The organism is uncultured Wocania sp. (assembly GCF_964021735.1).
In the GTDB taxonomy this organism is placed as follows: domain Bacteria; phylum Bacteroidota; class Bacteroidia; order Flavobacteriales; family Flavobacteriaceae; genus Wocania_A.
This window is the reverse complement of the sequence record NZ_CAXIBN010000290.1, coordinates 1-1911: the sequence shown is the minus strand read 5'-3', so window position 1 is coordinate 1911 and position 1911 is coordinate 1. Positions and strand designations below refer to the sequence as shown.

At 32.5% G+C, this 1911-nt stretch carries 3 protein-coding genes; all 3 read right to left on the bottom strand.

Going from position 1 to position 1911, the window contains the following annotated elements:
- Nucleotides 1-494, bottom strand: a 494-nt coding sequence (locus tag AADI82_RS15060) for a GNAT family N-acetyltransferase (RefSeq protein ID WP_341217225.1), incomplete at its 3' end; no start/stop codon positions are given.
- A 4-nt stretch (nucleotides 495-498) separates the two neighbouring features.
- The gene (locus AADI82_RS15055; RefSeq protein WP_034044802.1) at nucleotides 499-1125 is read right to left on the bottom strand and encodes a hemolysin III family protein; all 627 of its coding nucleotides are present in this window, start codon (nucleotides 1123-1125) and stop codon (nucleotides 499-501) included.
- 3 nt (nucleotides 1126-1128) lie between these two features.
- Nucleotides 1129-1833 carry a DUF4294 domain-containing protein gene (locus AADI82_RS15050; RefSeq protein ID WP_341217224.1) on the bottom strand — a complete coding sequence of 235 codons (705 nt, stop codon included), beginning with the start codon at nucleotides 1831-1833 and terminating at the stop codon, nucleotides 1129-1131.
- Nucleotides 1834-1911 lie beyond the last annotated feature (78 nt).

The following is a 1911-nucleotide window of genomic DNA, read 5'->3' as shown; positions in this document are numbered from 1 at the left end:
ATAAAATCATCCATAACAAAGCCATTACCAATATCGGTTATAAACGTTTTTACTTTCTTAAAACCTAATTTCTCATAAGCTTTAATAGAATTTGTATTGTTAATATTTACACCAAGTCTTATGGTTTTTAAATGATAGGCTTTAGCCATTTCTTCAGTTTTTAACATGGCGGCTTTCCCAATTTTTTTACCTCTATAAGAACTTAGTACATATATTTTACTTAAAAATAAGTGCTCTTTTTCTTTTTTAACCGCTATGTAACCAGCTGGTATTTTATCAAAAAATAGTATAAAGTATTCATATCCTTCTTCTTCAATTTGTTCGCTGATGGCTTTGGCAGATTGAAATTTGTCAAGCATATAATCAATCTGTGGTTTTCCAACAATAGGTATGTAATGTTCGCGCCAAATTGTATCGGCTAAGTCTTCAATTAAAATATAATCGGATGCTTTATTGGCTGCAGTAATTTCTATCATAGAATCTAAATTAAGCATCTTTTTAAATTACATAAAAGAAAATCATAAAAAAATGACAAATGGCTCCGGCTAAAACAAACAAATGCCAAATAACATGATTGTACGGTATTTTTTGAATCGCATAAAAAACAATACCAACCGTATACGATAATCCGCCAGCAAAGAGAAATAAAATACCATCGCTACCAATAGTGTTGGATAGGTTTGTAAAATCAAACACAATAAGCCAGCCCATTACCAAATACAGTAATGTTGAAAACACCTCAAAACGTCCTGTGAAAAACAGTTTTATAATAACACCAAAAGCAGCAATGCCCCAAACTATCCAAAATAGTGTCCATCCTAAAGTTTCAGCTAACGCAATTAAACAAACAGGTGTATAGGTTCCTGCAATTAAAATGTAAATACTAATATGATCTACAATTCTAAAATAATGCTTGCGCTTCTCCCCTTTTACGGCATGATAAAATGTTGACGCCATAAATAACACAATAATAGAAATACCGTAAACAATAACGCTAAATAAACTCCAGGTCGTTTTTTCGGTATTAAAAGCAATAAGCAACACCAATGCTGCAATGCCAAATAAAGCACCAATAGCATGCGTAATGGTGTTTAACTTTTCCTCAAAAGGCGTTTGGATTCGCATAAACTATTGCTTGTTTTGTGCTGGTGGAGGAATTTGAGCCTTGGTTGGTTTTAGCCATTTATTGGTTAAATCGTAAAAATCGAATTCAATTTTTGATTTTTGCCTTTCTAAACGACCACTTTGAAAGTTGCGTTGTAAAATATCTTCAATTAAATAATCCTCTTTTTCGTTAAGCGGATCGAACTCCCGCTTTAAAGAAATATCGAACATACTTGCGGTGGTATTATACCAAAATGCCCGCCATCCGTTGCGTAATTCTTTAACCAAATTAAAAGCGGTTTCACCGGTTTGTCGGTGGATTAATTTGACTAATATTTGTCCTTCGGTGCGTGTTAGCTTTTTTAATTCGTCTGAAAACTCACCTTCAATATATTTCTGAACGCGTTTTGCATACTTTTTTTTATGCCGTTTCTTTTCTATACTTGCCAAACGTTTATTCATAGAGTCTAAACGTTCGGCAGCCATTTTTGCATACGGGTACACTTTTATGGTTTTTCGTCGTAAAATTAAATATCGAATGCGGTCTTTTTTACTGTCAAATTTAAGTTTGTGCAAAAGCATCACTTCATCCAAATCTATAGATGTTCGTGGTATAGAATCACCCTCAATTATAATATATTCCACAGCAGTAGAATCTTGCACCACATCACTTATTTGAGCCATAGCCAAAATCGGAAAAAGTGTGAATATGTATTTTAAATAATTCATCTATAAAAAATGGGGCATTTATTATGCCAAAAATACTGAATTTCTGAAAACTGAATACTTAGATTTGAAATTATATAA